We start from the raw sequence: 15,020 nt of genomic DNA, 5'->3' as shown, positions 1-15,020 counted from the left end.
GGTCAGTCTGCTAGAAGTATCCCTTCCACTTACGAGAGCGGTAGCGGGATGTAGGGGACATGGAGTTCAGCATTCGTCCGTAGAAGTTGCCGATGTACCGGTTCGCGTGGCGGTAGGTGTTGCGTCCGTGCCAGTAGGTGCGCGATGAACGAGAAATCGCGAACCCTGTGAGTGCGCATCGTCCCCACGTGTTGCAGGCCCGCCTGATGTACTTCGCGGTGCGGATGGGGTGCCTCACGTGGCGCCAGCGCAGTCGCGATGCTCCCTTGATGACGGGGCCGCCGTACCGGAAGGATGCGATTCCCAGGCCGAACCTCGTGGCGGAGTACGCCATGTCGAGACTGGCGTGGGACCTTTTCTGCTCTCGCACCCACTTCTTGATCGAACCCCAGAACCTGCCGTCGAGGTCGAACTGGTTGACGGGGTCGCCCGGGTATCCGTAGGCGTTGTCGCCGCCGCCGTAGACCGGGTCGGTGGACAGGAAGCGACCGCTGGTCGGGTTGTAGAGCCGGACGCCCATCAGCATGAGGCCCGAGAGGGTCTCGCTGGAGCGCTGCTTGCCTCCGAGCCAGTTGTAGCGGGTGGCCGACTGTCCGGTCCGTGCGTTGCCGTACTCGTCGTTGTCCAGCGCCACCGGTGCCTGACCGGCATCGAGCGGGAGCTGGAGAGCGACGTCACCGTGGATGTTGGTGAGCTGCAGGACGGTGTCACCGGTCTTGCTGGTGGTGGCCGCCAGGTCGCCGGAGGCTGAGTCCACGTTTCGGGTCAGCGAGCCGGTCGCCGCGTCCTCGGTGATCCAGCGGGGGTTGTCCCCGTCACCGTCGTAGTGGTTGACCTTGGAGCCGGTCTGGGTCCAGGAGGAGCCGCTTCCCGTTTCGGTCTTCCAGGAACGCAGGCGCTGGGCGGCGTCAAGCTGCCAGGTCTGCCGCTGGGAGCCGGAGACCTGCTGGTGAACCATGTCGCTGGCGTAGTAGGAAACCGTGCTGTTCGGCACGGTGGTGCTGCGGCCGAAGGCGTCGTAGGTGTAGCCGCTGTCCAGGAGCCGGTCGGCGCTGTCGTAGCTGTGGGTGGTGGTCGTGCCCCCGGTGAGGGGGCAGTCCGCGCCGGGGGTGCCGGCTGCGGAGGTGAGAGCCGTGCGGTTGGTGCGGTTGTCGAAGGCGTAGGTCCGCTTCGTGCAGATGGTGTCCGCGGTGTCCTCGACGGAGGTCAGTCGCCCGATGGCGTCGTAGCCGTAGGACTGACCGGACCAGCCGGCGTGCTTGGTGACCTGGCCGTGGATGGACTCGGAAACCCTGTCGGAGAGTACGACGATATTGTCGCTGTCGCGCGTGTAGGTCCGCTTCAGCGGGCTGCCGGTGGTGTCTTCTTCCACCTTCAGTGTGTATCCGCCCGGCAGCTTCTCGCTGCTGACGGAGCCGTCGGCGTCGTAGGTGGCCTGGAAGGCGCCTGCGATTGAGTCAGTGATCTTCGTTGCCAGGCCGCGAGGCTCGACAGCGTGATCGTAGGTGTAGGCAGCGGTGGACGGGCTGTTGTCAGCCGTCTTGACCGGACGGTTGAGAAGGTCGTACTCGGTGGTCGTCGTGCCGCCGTCGGCGTCCGTGTAGGAAGTCTGGCGGCCGAGCTTGTCGAAGGACTTGACGATGGTGCCGCCTGTGTCCGAGGTGACCTTGACGGCGCGGCCGCTGGCCGGGTCGTACTCGGTCGTGGTGGTCGGGACGGCCTGGCCGACCCCGCCCGTGACTGCTACGACCGTGGGACGGCCCGCGTTGTCGTAGGTGGTCGTGGTGGTGCGGGTGACGCCGTTCGCGGTCTCGGTCGTCTTGGCCGCGGTGCCCCACCAGTTGTACTCGACGGTGGAGGTCGGCAGCTGGCTCGGGTGAGAACCGCCGCCGGTGATCGCTCCGGCAGGTCCGGTCGAGCAGATCTGGTCCGCCCATTCGGGACGGCCCTGGCAGGTGCCGATGCCGGTCGCGGACCAGTACGTGGTCACACGGGTGCCGGCGTCGGTGCCGTTGGATCCGGGCAGCAGCTGCTTGGTGACGCGGCCCTGGGAGTCGTATTCGGTGGTCGTCGTGATCGCGAGACCGCCCGGGTCCTTGATGGACTTCGTGGGCAGACCCTTGGCCCAGTCGTACTCGGTCTGGGTGACCCGAGGCTCGCCCTGCACGGACGGGTGCTCACGCACCTGCGCCCCCGTGGTGACCCTGGTCGGCTGGTCCTTGACCTTCGCGGTGCCGTCCGTGGGGCGACCCGCGTCGTACTCGTTGGTCGTCCAGCTACGCGCTGTGGCCGACGTGCCGGCCGGGGCGAGCACGGTCGTGCCGGACTTCAGGTCGGCAGTGAGCTCGATCCGCCGCAGGGGTCCGAACTCTTCCAGTTCACGGTCACCCGCCGCGTCGTAGACCGACGAGGTGGACAGCAGGACGGCCCGCTCCGCCGAAGGCAGGGAGGCTATGCCGAGATCGTTCTGCGCGGCGCGGTCCTCGGCGGTCACGCCGAGCGCGAGGGACCGGTTCGAGGCCGAGAGCTCGCGCACGCTGTTGCCGAAGCGGTCGTGCTCGGTCGTGGTGATGTGCCCACCGGGCTTGGCCGTGTTCACCGAACGTCCGGAGACGTTCATGTACGTGATGTCGGCTCGCTGGTAGGACGAGCTCGTCAGGGCATCGCCCGAGTGGGAGGAGGGCACAGAGTCCCCGGGGAACACGGCAGCCGCGTCGGTCGGGGCGTCGTTCTGCCCCCAGGCCTTCACGTCGGCGGAACCCATGGCGTGCGGGGCCTTGGCCCCGGTCAACGGGACGTCGTAGACGACCGAGGTGACGGCGGCGCCTTCCAGCACGTCGTTGGTGCCCTGCTTGAGGCCCGAGCGGGACGCCTTCAGGAGCATGCCGTCACCGGCGGTGGCAGCATTGCCCGCCTGACCGTAGGTGAAAGACCACGGCAGCTCTCCGGACGGGGTGAGACCGGTGACCCTGCCTGCGGTGTCGTAGGCGTACTCCGTCTTCAGCCCGGCGCTCAGCTGCGGATTCCACGCCTGGCGCAGCTGGCCGTTCTTGTCATAGAGGTACGTCTGCACCACCTTGGAGGTGGCGTTCGCGGCACCCGGCTCGGTGGACCACAGACGGATCTCCCGCACCTGGCCGGTGAAGTTACCGAAGACCAGGTCAGTGGCCGTGGTGGAATCTGCGTACGCGAACTCCAGTGCCCGGCAGCCCTTCGTGGTAGGAGTCGCGGTACACGTGGCGGCCGAGGCAGCCGAGGTGGGGGCGATCACCCGCTTGGGACGGGCGAGCTTTTTGCCATCCACCGTCACCGTCTCAGAGACGACCGTGGTCGTGGTGTTGGCCAGCCCGTTCAGCAGCGTGGAGGTGACCTGCCAGGTGCTGGCGGCAGGGTCGATGCGGGTGAACTCCGTTACCGTGCCGTCCGTGTCGGACAGCGTGAAGTTGCCGCTCACGCTGCCGGTGAGGGTGAGGTCCTCGGAGCCCGGCTCGGGGATCCAGCCGTTCTTCGCCGTGTTGGCGGTGAAGTGGACAGCGTTGCCGTCGGGGTCGAGCACATCGACGGCAGTGTCGGAGATCCTGCGAAGGTTCGCGTACTGCGACTCCTCGGACTCGGCCGTGGTACCGGACACCCACTCCTTGCCGAAGATCGACGCCTGGCCCTCCTGCTTGGCCCCCTTGTCCGGGGTCCGGGAGGAAGCGGTCCGGGTGACCGACAGCCCGAAGGCGGAGACATCGGTGCCGGACAGAGCGAAGTCACCCGTCAGCAGGTTGACGGTGCCGGGACCCACCTCGTCCGTGGCCGCGCCGCTCGCGTTGCGGTCCACCACGACGGTGAGGGGCTCGGTAGCGGCGGAAGCAGAGTTCGGGCCGGTGAAGTCAGCCTTGATCTGCGCGGTGCCATCGGGGTTGACGGTGTCGGTCGCGTTCCATGCCAGCGGCGCGTTCTTGCCGTCCGTCATCGGTACGGGCCAGGCCGTGAGCGGGGTTCCGCCGGAGGTGACGTGGCCCGTTGGGATCTGGACCCAGGGGTCGGCCTCGGAGCGCCGCCACGAGAAGGAGACGTTGTTGAACTTGCCGCCGTCGGCTTCGGCGACGAGGGACAGGCGGCGAGCGGTGCGCTCGCCGGCGACCGGCTGTACGAACCCGCCGGGGCCCGCGTGGAAGGTGTAGGACACGGCGTCGGACTTGTTGTCGGCCTTGTCGACCGCCCGGACCTGGAGAGTGTGGGTGCCGTCCTTGGGCGGTGCGACCGCTATGGCCTTGGTCCCGGAGGCTCCATCGGTGGGCACCTTGGTCCAGGTGGCGCCGTCCAGCGACCATTCCAGCCAGTTGTGGTCGCCGCCGCCCGGCGGGGTCACGCTGAAGCTGCCGCTCTGGCCGGCGCCCTTGACCCAGGCATTGGCCGGGTAGTCGGTCGAGGTGAGACCCGTGGGTGCGGAGGGTGCAGCGGTGTCGACCGTGAAGGTCTTCCAGGCCGACCAGCCCAGGTTGTAGTGGGTGCCGTCGTACGGGGACGAACGGAACTTGTACGTCTTGCCGCTGGTGAGCACCCCGGCGGGGACGGTCACCGGCGCGGCCTGACCGGACGGCACGAAGGCGGAGCGCAGGACGTCGCCGACCTGGGTGTCGCTCGCCGCGTCGAAGATCTGGTAGGCGCCCTGGACAGTGTCACCGTTGGCATCGATGAACGTGTCGCGAAGGATCGGGGTCACGGTGTTGACCGAGTAGACACCGCCGTAGGAGAAGAACGGCGGACCGACCTCCTGCTTGGTGCCGGTCCTCGGCCGGTAGTTGTAGGTGACGGTCAGCTTGGGGACGTTGGCGGAGGCGTTGGCGGAGTTGACGCGCTTCCACTGCTTGGTGTTGTTCTCGTCAGTGGCGCGCAGGCCCATGCTGGAGAACGTCCACTTGTTGTTGGCCCAGTGCTGGACCAGGCTGGTGACGTCCGCGTTGATCCAGCCGTCGGGCTGGGATCCGCAGCCGGGGTTGCCCTTGGTCTGGGTGGAGGTTGCCAACTTGTCCACCATCGCCGGCTGGTTCGTCCAGCGCGAAGCGGTGGTGGGGCCGTTGGAGGTCCACACCTCCCAGGGCTGGGCCGAGCAGTCGGTGTTCCCGGAGTGGAAGTTCCACAGCGACAGCTGGGCACTGGAGATCAGCGCGTCGGAGACCGGGGCAGTGTTCCAGGTGATGAAGGAACGCGCGGTGCGGAAGGTGCCGTTGGCGTTCTTCGTACCCGGGTTTCCGAAGTCCAGTTCGGTGTCGTTGGACCAGTCGACGGTCTCGCCCTGCTGGACGTATGTGTCGAACAGGTTGCCCAGCGCGGACGTCGACGGGTCGACGGTGACCGGGTACTTGGTGGCAGGGTCGGCCAGGAATCCCGCGTCCGGAGTGATCACCAGGTCGATGCCGCCGGAGGTCTTGACGACCTTCATGTCGACCTTGGCCCGACGGGTGTGCTCGCCGGAGGCGGCATCCACGCTCGAGTCCCACATGACGGGTGCGGGCATGGTCGCGGTCTTGTTCGACTTCTTGTCGGTGAACAGCACGCTGCCGTCCGGCTGCTGCTCGGCCTTCAGACCCTTGGTACGCAGCGGCAGGGTGTACGAGAAGCCCGGCTCGGGACGGTTCTTGACCTCGACGAATTGTTCGAAGCCGGTACGAGTGGCCTCCACGACCACGTTCGCACCGGTCACGGCGTTCTCGTAGGTGGCCAGGGTGCCGTCCAGCTTCGGCGCCGGCAGACTGCCGCGCCACTGCAGGGTGATCGCCTCGTCGCCCTGGCCGAGGGTGACCAGGTCGGTGGCGGCTGCTGTCTGAGCCGAGCGCAGGGACGGAGCCGCCTGGCCGGACTTGCGTAACTGACTTACCGCACCGGACAGCTTCAGGCCGCGGGGGTGAGCCTTCGAGGCGACCGAGCCGTCGGGGGAGGAGGCGAGCGTGATGTCCACGTCCCGCCAGTCACCGGTAGTCGGGTCCTTGAAGCGCACCGGGCCTGCCGATACCTCGCTCGTCAGGGACCCGTCCTTGTTGACCCAGGTGGTGGAGGTCTCCGTACGCTCGGAGAGCGCCTCCACCCGCTGACCGGACAACCTGGCCGCGACGCCGGCGGAAGCGATGTCGGCTGCATGGGTGACCTTCGGGCCGTTCTGCGCCGCCAGTTGACCCTTCTCGACTGCCGCCGCAGCGGTGGATATGTCAAGGACGGCTATCGCCATGGCCAGAGAGACGCCGCCTGCGATAGTTCGCAGACTTCTCCCTGACCACAGCCGCCCGCGCTCTGGCGCGGGGTCGAGCTGATTGTCGCTCATGTTCCCTCGGTGAGTTGCTTGTTGCACTACGTGCAGAGTGCCGGATGAAGTTAACCGAGTTCCGAAGAGCAGCCAGGGCGCAAAAGCGACATAGATGCCATATGGCATTCATGGAATGATGTGATATGGGGCACAAGTCGACGTGGTGACCATACCGACAGAATCCCTGGTCAACGCAGATGGTGTCCCGGTGCGTGGTGTAGTCGATCGAGTAACCCTGCCCCGAGGGCGTCGACCCTGCTACACGGTTCTTGACCGCGGTCTCGATGGCCATGTGCGCCGTGAAAAGTGAGGGGCCGGGGCCTTTATGAAACGGCCGGAGCTGGCGGTCAGGCCTGTTGCGAACGGTCCGATCATCATCGCCTGCGCGAGGGAATTCGCCCTTGAAACAGTCGGCGTGCTCGCGACGGCCTGCTAGCGGAAGCCTCCGCGGCGGAGCGGCTGGTATTCGATGTCACACGCGTCGTGTTGGCGGACTCGTCTTTCCTGACCCAGCTGATCCGGCTGCGCAAAACCCGGCCGGTCGTACTGGCCGGTCCCCTCCCCACCCAGCTTCCGGCGCCCCGTGGTGGTCAGACAGCGGAACATCTCTCGGGCGATGGCTCGCTTCAGGAGCCGGATGATCTCCTTCTTCGTGCGGCCGGCGGCTATTGTCGTGCCACGTACTCGCGGGTGCGGGAGTCTGCGGACATGCGGAGCAATGCGATGCGGTAGAGGGCGGCGTTGGCTGCTCGGTCGCCGCCTCGTGAGAGGCGGTGCCGGTTGCCCAGCCGTCGCATCGACGGCCGGCAGGGAGATGTCGATGCCCAGCACCTCGTGCCCGCGCTCCACCAGCCGTCCCGGTCCGCAGCCGATGTCCAGAACCGCTCTGGCGCACCGGCGCACCACGGTCATGTCGCAGGCATCTGCCCCCGCGGACCAGCGTCCGATGTCCAGCGGCAAAACCCATCCGGTGCCATCGCGCAGAAAGATTTCGCCCCGGCCCGCACTGAGCGCGTTGGTGTAGCCGGGGCTGTTCCAGTTCTGTGTGGCGGCCCCCGCGTACGTGGGCGACGAACTCGCGCACGCCCGTGACCAGTGCCGCTGGTTCGGCGGGATGGTCGGCAACCACGTCGCCGACCTCGTGACCCGCTACGGCGAGCACTCCTCGATGGTCCCGGACGAGCTCACCGAGTACATCAAGGCCCGCCAGGGCTACGACTACAGCCACCACGGCCGCGCCGGGAACCCGTCCACGGACTTCGTCCCCGACGAGATCGTCGACCGCTTCTGCCTGCTGGGCCCGCCCGAGGCCCACATCGAGAAGCTGCGGGCCCTGCGCGACCTCGGCGTCGACCAGTTCGCCGTGTACGACATGCACGACGCGCGGGAGGCCACGATCGACGCGTACGGCCAGCACATCATTCCGGTCCTGCGGGACTGACCGACCCTCCCCGGCCGGTACCCGGTACCCCGTACTCGGTGCCGGTGCCGGCCGGGGTCAGCCGGTGCAGGTGATGGAGAAGGGGACCGGGTTGGAGGTGGTGCGGGTGGGGCTCTGGAGTTCCACGGCCATCCCCGTGGTCAGGGTGCCGGTCTTGGCCCAGGTCGTCAGCCGTACGGTGTCGTGTTTGGTGGGGTTGGCCTTGTCCCCGATGGACAGGGTGCGCCAGTGCGGATCCACCACCGAGCCGTCGCCGGACACCCAGCGGTAGGAGATCAGGGTCGGCTCGGAGGCGGTGAAGGTCGCGGTGAACGCCGGGGCCTTGCTCTCGGGGGTCGGGCAGCTGCCGGTGTAGGTGGTGTTCGCGCCCGCCACCGACATCCGTACGCCCGAAATCGGCGCGGAGTCCTCGTCGTTGCGGTCGAGGGCGTAGACCAGCCCGGCGGAGACCAGTACGCAGGCGGCCGCGCCAGCCGCGACGAAGGCCGCCGTACGGCGCTTGCGGGGCGGGGCCGCGGGTGTGGCGTGCGCGGGCGACTCGTGCGCCGGCGTGACGGGAGCCGCTGTCGCCGCCGCCGTCGCGGGCTCCGCGGCGGTGCCGGCCGGCGCCGCCGCGGCGACGGGTCTCGCCACCGTGGCGGGTTCAGCGGGTTCGGGTTCGGGTTCCGCGGATTCCGCGGGGGTCGACAGGGCGCGCGTGGCGGTCGTGGTGGCGTCGGGCTCGTGGGCGATGCCCCGCAGGGCCTCGGCGGCCTCGGCGGCGGGGGTCCGCTCGGCCGGGTCCTTGCGGAGCAGCCCGGCGATGACCGGGGCGAGCGGGCCGGCCCGGACCGGCACCGGCGGTTCCTCGTCCACGACGGCCCGCAGGGTGCTCAGTGCGGTGTCCTGCCGGAACGGGGAGATCCCCTCCACGGCCGCGTACAGCGTCACGCCGAGGGACCACAGGTCCGACTCGGGGCCCGAGGGGCGGCCCAGCGCCCGCTCCGGGGGCAGGTACTCGGGGGAGCCGACCACCTCGCCGGTCATGGTCAGCGCGGTGCTGCCCTCGACCATCGCGATGCCGAAGTCGCTGAGCACCACCCGCCCGTCCTCGGCGATCAGCACGTTCGCCGGCTTCACGTCGCGGTGCTCCACCCCGACGGCGTGCGCGGCGCGCAGCGCGCTCAGCACCTCCGCGCCGATGTGCGCGGCGTGGCGCGGCGTCAGCGGCCCCTCGGCACGCAGCAGATCGGCCAGCGACTGGCCGCGGATCAGTTCCATGACGATCCAGGGCCGGTCGTCGTCCATGGCCACGTCGTGGACCGTCACCACGTTGCGGTCGGGTATCCGGGCCGCCGCCCACGCCTCCCGCTCCAGCCTGCTGTACATCCGCGCGATGTCGCCGGCCCGCAGGTGGGCCGGGGCCCGGACCTCCTTGACGGCGACCTCGCGGTGCAGCGTCTCGTCGCGGGCCCGCCACACGGTGCCCATACCGCCCTCGCCGAGCCGCGACAGCAGCCGGTAGCGGCCGGCGATCAGCCGTTCCCCGGCCGGTGCACCCGGTGCGGCCGCGGTGGTGGCCGCGGTCGTGGCCATGCCCGCGGTGGTGGCCGTGTCCTCGGTGGTGGCGGCGAGCGTGCTGTCCGTCACGGTCTCGGATTCCTCGTTGTGCATGGGGGCCGTTCTCCCTCTGATCGCCTGTCGACGCCAACATCACGTACGGATCGTGATCCCCGGTTCAACGAAGTGACCGGAAATTTTCGAAAATGGTTGAACCAGACACCTTCATGAGGGCGTGTTGCTGTCGTACGAGGAGTCAGCAGGCGTCTTTTTCAAGGAGTGTGGAGTGCCTTCGGTCATCGTTGGACGCACGGGTCCCTTTACCGGGCAGAGCGTGGTCCTGAGCGGCGAGCCCGTCAGTTTCGGGCGCAAGAACGACAACAGCGTCGTCATCGTCAGCCCCAGTGCCTCCCGGCTGCACGCCGAGATTCTCACCGAGGACGCCGGTTTCGTCCTCTACGACCGGGACAGCCGGAACGGCACATTCGTCAACGACCAGCGCGTCACGCGGCATGTGCTGCGTCCGAACGACTCCATCCGGATCGGCGATGAAACGTTCCTCTACGAGGCACAGGACGCCATGGAGACGGTCATGGACCTCTCCCTGATGGACGTGCCCCGGCCGAGCGCCGCGGACCCCGGAACGCTGCGGGTCACCATCACCGGCGGCGGCCCGGTGGGCCTCGCCTTCGCCCTGGCGCTCGACGAGATGCTGCCCGGTCGGACTGCCATCACCGTCTACGACGGGCGCTGGACCAGGAAGGGCCCCTCGGTCGTCTGGAAGGACGAGACCCAGGGCAACTTCCGCCGCCAGCAGGTGGTGACCGTCCAGAGCCGGCAGTACCTCGCCCTGCCCGAGGAGGTGCTCGCCGCCCTTTTCGACGACGGCGCCGCCTACTCCGAGATGTGGCCCGTCGGCCCCGACTCGGTCGACGGCCGCCCGCCCCGCAACATCCGGATCGCCCACATCGAGGACCGGCTGCTGGACCTGGCCAACCGGAAGCCGTCGATCCGGCTCGTTCCCAAGCGTTTCGACGTGGCGGAGGAGCAGAACCGGGTCACCCAGGAACACGTCCTGGTGGTCGCCGAGGGCGGCCGCTCCCGCACCCGGGAGCACTACGCCGACCGGTTCGGCGCGGCCGACGCCTCGATCTACTCCCTCGACGGCGAGCACCTCCAGGACATCGTGCTGGGGCTGCGCGTCAAGTCGAAGCTGCCGGACCCGATGAGCGTGCTGCTCACCGTGTCGCAGAACCGGTTCCTGCTCAACTCGCTGCGCGGCGAGGGCTTCCTGAACATGCGGCTCACCCGGGAGGAGACCAAGAGCGTCATCGGCATCGACCCGGTCCGCCACGTCTTCGAGGAGTGCATCGCCGCCCGCCCCTGCCTGATGAGCCGCCAGGAGGAGGACAACGAGTTCCGCTGCCCCACCCACGGCACCCTCTTCCTGCCCGCCCTCCTGCGCGGTTCCCCGCTGTGGAAGGAGATCCGGCAGGGCCTGAGCCTGTTCGGGGTGGCCGAGGAGGACCTGTCCGCGATCACCTCGTTCCGGCTGGACATGGTGCAGCGCCCGCGGTTCACCGCACAGCTGCACCGGCCGACCGCGACCACCCCCGGCACCTACGGCTTCCTGCTGGGCGACGCGGCCAACGCGATCCACTTCTGGCCGGGCCGAGGCCTCAACAGCGGTCTGGCCTCGGCCACTTCGCTGGCCCGCTCGCTCAGCCGCGCATGGCGGGGCAAGCCGCTGCGGGACGCCGACTTCATCCGGCACGAGGCGGCGATGTCCATGCTCCAGTACCGGCACAAGAGCAGGGCCTGGAACGCCATGGTGACCACCGATGAACAGGGTGTCACCCGCGCGATCAAGGACATCATCGCGCGCAGCGCGGAGGCCGTCGGGGGTGCGGCTGCCGGTGCCGGTGCCGGTGCTGGTGGTGGTGGTGCCGCCGGTGTCGCCGACGCCGCGGACGGGAGCGACCTGGACGCGCTGCTGGACCGGATGGCCGGGATCCGTGAACGGCTGGCCCCCCGGATGCCCGGCCTGCCCGACGACGCGGAACTCCGCTCCCACCTCGCCTCGATCGCCCCGGCCACCCTGCGCACCCTGCGGGAGAGCGGCGCCTGGGACACCCTGATCGTCGGCGGCGAGGAGGCCGACATCGACCTCTTCTACCAGTCGGACTCCCCGGTCTTCGTCCCCCGCCCGGCCGACCCCCGCCCGGCCGACCCGCGGAGTCCCTCACCGGTCGGCTGACACCCGTACGGGGTCTGCGCGCCCCGGCCGTCCGAGCGGAGCGCCGGCTCCGTGCGGACGGCCGCCGGCGACCCGGTTCACCCGCGGTACATCGGGAATCCAGCGGTCGGACAGGGATTGTCGGTGGGGTTTGCCGCGCGGGCGTGATGTGATGGACGCATGATCGATGAGTTCCTTACCCATGGCCTGTCGGATGTGGAAGAGGCCGTCCGCAAGGCGGCGGCGATCGAGATCATGCCGAGATTCAGGCAGCTCGCCGAGCACGAGGTCGACGAGAAGAGCGGCCCCCACGACCTGGTGACCGTCGCCGACCGCAGGGCCGAGGAGCACCTCACCGCCGCCCTGACGCGCCTGCTGCCCGGCTCGGCCGTGGTCGGCGAGGAGGCCGTCCACGCCGATCCCACGGTGTACGAGGCGCTGCGCGCGGACGCCCCGGTGTGGATCGTCGACCCCGTCGACGGCACCCGCCAGTTCGTGAACGGTGAGCCCGGCTTCTGCACGCTGGTCGCGCTGGCCGTGCGCGGGGAGATCCTCGCCTCGTGGACCTTCGCCCCGGCGCTGGAGGAGCTGGCGACCGCCGTGCGCGGGGAGGGCGCGTACGTCAACGGCGAGCGGATCCGCAGCGGTTCGCCCGATCCCGGCGCCGACCTGCGGGTCGCCATCGCCCACCCGCTCTACACGTCCGACGAGAACAAGCGGACGCTGGCCCGGCTGGACGTGCCCGGGGTCGCGGCCAGGCCGTGCGGCTCGGCCGGCCTGGAGTACCTGAAGGTGGCCCGCGGCGAGATGGACGGCCTGGCCTTCACCTGGCCCTCGGCCTGGGACCACGCGGCCGGGCTGCTGCTGGTCGGCGAGGCCGGCGGGGCGCAGAGCACGGTCGACGGTGTCCCCTTCCGGGTGGACCGGGACAACGCGCTGCCGTTCGCGGTCGGGCGGGACGAGGCCACCGCGGTCCGCATCCGGGAGCTGCTGCGGGGCGAGTGAGGGTGCCGGTCCGCCGCGCGTGGCGGAATATCCTGGGGGCGCAGGCGCCGCCGGAGACGAAGGAGTCGCAAGTGCCGTCGATTCTCGATGTGGTCGTGGTAGGGGCGGGGCCCAACGGGCTGACGGCCGCCGTCGAACTGGCGCGGCGCGGCTTCTCGGTGGCCGTTTTCGAAGCCGCCGACACGGTCGGCGGCGGGGCCCGGACGGAGGAGCTCACGCTCCCCGGCTTCCGGCACGACCCCTGCTCGGCGGTGCACCCGCTCGGCGCCGGCTCGCCGGTCTTCGCCACGATGCCGCTGAAGCGGTACGGGCTGGAGTGGCTGCACGCCCCGCTGCCCATGGCGCACCCCTTCGACGACGGCACGGCCGCCGTCCTGTCCCGCTCGGTCGCGCAGACGGCGGCGTCCTTCGGGCCGCGCGACGCGGGCACCTACCGGCGCCTGGTCCGGCCGTTCCTCGGCAAGTGGGACACCCTGGCACGCGACTTCATGTCGCTGCCGAACACCGCGCTGCCCCGGGATCCGGTCACCCTCGCCCGCTTCGGGCTCGCCGGGCTGCCGCCCTCCACCTGGCTCCTCCGCCGCTTCCGCGACGAACCGGCCCGGGCGTTGTTCGCGGGACTGGTGGCGCACGTCATCGCACCGCTCGGCGGCATCGCCACCGGCGCCGTCGGCCTGGTCTTCGCGCTGGCCGCGCACGCGAACGGCTGGCCGCTGCCGCGCGGCGGCTCGCAGTCCGTCTCCGACGCGCTCGCCGCGTACCTGCGCGACCTGGGCGGCACGATCCACACCGGCTTCGAGGTCAAGCGGCTCGACGACCTCCCGCCCGCCCGCGCCTACGTCTTCGACACCTCGCCGACCGCGCTGGCCCGGATCGCCCGTCTGGGGCGCGTCTACGACGGCTACCGGTACGGCGCCTCCGTGTTCAAGATCGACTACGCGCTGGACGGCCCGGTCCCGTGGACGGCCGAGGAGCCGCGCCGGGCCGGCACCGTCCAGATCGGCCCGCGCACCCGCGACATCGACGCCGCCCTGCAGCTCGCCTCCGGCGGCCGGGCCCCCCGCAACCCCTTCCTCATCACGGCGCAGCCCAGCCTGGTCGACCCCGGCCGGGCGCCCGAGGGCAAGCACGTGTTCTGGGCGTACGGGCACGTCCCCGCGGGCTGGGACGGCGACCTCACCGACGCCGTCGAACGTCAGCTGGAGCGCTTCGCCCCCGGTTTCCGCGACCTGGTCCTGGCCCGCGCCACAGCCGGACCGCCCCAGCTCGCCGCCCGCAACCCGAACTACGTCGGAGGGGACATCGCGTGCGGTGCCGCCTCCGGGCTGCAGCTCCTGCTGCGCCCCAGGCTCTCCTTCTCCCCGTACACGACGCCCCACCCGGCGGTCTTCCTCTGCTCCTCGGCGACCCCGCCGGGCCCGGGCGTGCACGGGATGTCCGGACACAACGCCGCCAAGGCGGTCTGGCGCCACCTGCGAAAGGACTCCTGATGGTCCGCATCACCCTGGTCCGCGGCGACATCACCGCCGAGAAGGCCGACGCGATCGTCAACGCGGCCAACTCCTCGCTGCTGGGCGGTGGCGGGGTCGACGGCGCCATCCACCGGCGCGGCGGGCCGGAGATCCTCGCGGCCTGCGAGGACCTGCGGCGCTCGCACTACGGCAAGGGCCTGGCGACGGGCCGGGCGGTCCCCACCACGGCGGGGCGGCTCGCGGCCGAGCACGTCATCCACACGGTGGGCCCGGTCTGGTCGCGGGACGAGGACCGGTCGGAGCTGCTGGCCTCCTGCTACCGCGAGTCGCTGCGGGTCGCCGACGAGCTGGGGGCCCGTACGGTCGCCTTCCCGGCCATCTCCACCGGCATCTACGGCTGGCCCATGGACGACGGGGCGCGGATCGCCGTGGAGACGGTGCGGGCCGCCCGTACCGAGGTCCAGGAGGTGCGGTTCGTCCTGTTCGACGCCGCCGCGTACGCCGTCTTCGAGGCGGCGGTCGGGGCCTCCTCGTAGGCCCTGCGCGGCTTCGTCACGGCGACCGCCGCGAAGCGCCCGGGCTGGGCCGCGGGTACGTCCGGGACTGCTTGACGCTGCCGTACGCGAAGCTCGATTCGATCGAGGCGATGCCGGGGATCGCGTGGATCCGGTGGCGCACCAGGGCCTCGTACGCTTCGAGGTCCTCGATGACGACCCGGAGCAGGTAGTCGCTGCTGCCCGCCATCAGGTAGCAGTCCTGGATGTGCTCGATGACCGCGACGTGCTCCTCGAAGAGCCGCACCGCCTCCGCCGTGTGGCGTTCCAGGCGGATCCGGACGAAGACGGTGACCGGGAGCCCGAAGGCGACCTGGTCGACCATGGCCGTGTAGCCGCGGATGAGACCCGCCTCCTCCAGGCGTCGCACACGGCGCAGGCAGGGCGACGGGGACAGCCGTACGCGGTCGGCCAGGTCCTGGTTGGACAGGCGCCCGTCGGCCTGCAATTCCCGGATGATCTGCAGATCGACTGCGTCCAC

The 15,020-nt window shown here is 70.1% G+C and carries 7 protein-coding genes and 2 pseudogenes; 5 read left to right on the top strand and 4 right to left on the bottom strand.

Annotation, left to right across the window (positions count from 1 at the left end; genetic code table 11):
- Positions 1-10: 10 nt before the first annotated feature.
- Positions 11-6,217 carry a DNRLRE domain-containing protein gene (locus OG534_RS06420; protein ID WP_326587100.1) on the bottom strand — a complete coding sequence of 2,069 codons (6,207 nt, stop codon included), beginning with the start codon at positions 6,215-6,217 and terminating at the stop codon, positions 11-13.
- A gap of 663 nt (positions 6,218-6,880) precedes the next feature.
- Positions 6,881-7,071: pseudogene (locus OG534_RS06415) on the bottom strand (IS110 family transposase); the annotation flags it as partial.
- Positions 7,072-7,331: 260 nt separating this feature from the next.
- Between OG534_RS06415 and OG534_RS06410 the strand changes: the two are divergent.
- Positions 7,332-7,733, top strand: a pseudogene (locus tag OG534_RS06410) (LLM class flavin-dependent oxidoreductase); the annotation flags it as partial.
- A gap of 57 nt (positions 7,734-7,790) precedes the next feature.
- Here the strand turns inward: OG534_RS06410 and OG534_RS06405 are convergent.
- A complete protein-coding gene (locus tag OG534_RS06405) occupies positions 7,791-9,308 on the bottom strand; it encodes a serine/threonine-protein kinase (RefSeq protein ID WP_326593499.1) in 1,518 nt (505 codons plus the stop codon).
- A gap of 250 nt (positions 9,309-9,558) precedes the next feature.
- On the opposite strand from OG534_RS06405, the gene OG534_RS06400 reads away from it, so the two are divergent.
- The 4 genes from OG534_RS06400 to OG534_RS06385 all read left to right on the top strand — a co-directional run bounded on the left by OG534_RS06400 (position 9,559) and on the right by OG534_RS06385 (position 14,521).
- On the top strand, positions 9,559-11,529 hold the full coding sequence (locus OG534_RS06400) for an FHA domain-containing protein (RefSeq protein ID WP_326587099.1): 1,971 nt from the start codon (positions 9,559-9,561) through the stop codon (positions 11,527-11,529).
- Positions 11,530-11,688: 159 nt separating this feature from the next.
- Positions 11,689-12,513 carry an inositol monophosphatase family protein gene (locus tag OG534_RS06395; protein ID WP_326587098.1) on the top strand — a complete coding sequence of 275 codons (825 nt, stop codon included), beginning with the start codon at positions 11,689-11,691 and terminating at the stop codon, positions 12,511-12,513.
- A 71-nt stretch (positions 12,514-12,584) separates the two neighbouring features.
- Entirely contained in the window at positions 12,585-14,003 is a 1,419-nt protein-coding gene (locus tag OG534_RS06390; RefSeq protein WP_326587097.1) for a phytoene desaturase family protein, read from the top strand.
- The gene (locus OG534_RS06385; protein WP_326587096.1) at positions 14,003-14,521 is read left to right on the top strand and encodes an O-acetyl-ADP-ribose deacetylase; all 519 of its coding nucleotides are present in this window, start codon (positions 14,003-14,005) and stop codon (positions 14,519-14,521) included. The genes OG534_RS06390 and OG534_RS06385 overlap by 1 nt, the downstream gene beginning before the upstream one ends.
- A gap of 16 nt (positions 14,522-14,537) precedes the next feature.
- On the opposite strand, the gene OG534_RS06380 is transcribed toward OG534_RS06385, so the two are convergent.
- Entirely contained in the window at positions 14,538-15,020 is a 483-nt protein-coding gene (locus tag OG534_RS06380; protein WP_326587095.1) for an Lrp/AsnC family transcriptional regulator, read from the bottom strand.

It is taken from the genome of Streptomyces sp. NBC_01294, assembly GCF_035917235.1.
GTDB classification, from domain to species: Bacteria; Actinomycetota; Actinomycetes; order Streptomycetales; family Streptomycetaceae; genus Streptomyces; species Streptomyces caledonius.
Note: the sequence above shows the minus strand (reverse complement) of the source record. Positions and strands in the feature narration are given on the sequence as shown.